The organism is Glycomyces dulcitolivorans (assembly GCF_003265355.1).
Lineage (GTDB): Bacteria > Actinomycetota > Actinomycetes > Mycobacteriales > Micromonosporaceae > Glycomyces > Glycomyces dulcitolivorans.
Genome location: NZ_QFRW01000021.1, coordinates 1 through 406, shown reverse-complemented (window position 1 = coordinate 406; position 406 = coordinate 1). Strand labels below are relative to the sequence as shown.

General features: G+C 79.1%; 1 pseudogene. It reads right to left on the bottom strand.

Annotation, left to right across the window (positions count from 1 at the left end):
- Nucleotides 1-6 precede the first annotated feature (6 nt).
- Nucleotides 7-406: pseudogene (locus tag DI269_RS26650) on the bottom strand (hypothetical protein); the annotation flags it as partial.

Here is a 406-nt window from a genome sequence, read left to right as displayed (position 1 = left end):
GTCGTATCAACCGGCACAGTCGCTGCCGCCGGTCGCGGCCGCCCCGCCGACGGTCCCGCCGGTCTCCCCGCCGCCCTCGTTCGCGCCGCCCGCGAACCCGCCGTTCGCCGAGCCGCCCTCGACGTCCTCGCCGGTCACCGGCCCGCCGTACGCGGCCCCCGCGAGCAGCGCCTTCAGCCTGCCCTCCTCCGAACCGAGCATGTTCGCGACGCCAGGAGCGAACCCTGTGCACGGCGCGCCGCCCGGAACGCCCGCCGCGCCCGCGCCGAACCCGGACGGCACCCAGATCCTGCGCCGCCAGCCGATGCCGACCGAGGCGCCGTTCGCCGACCCCGGCCCGACCGCGCCGCACGTCGCCGAGTCGGCCACGCCCGGTTTCAGCGTGCCCGCCTCCGCGGCCAGCCCC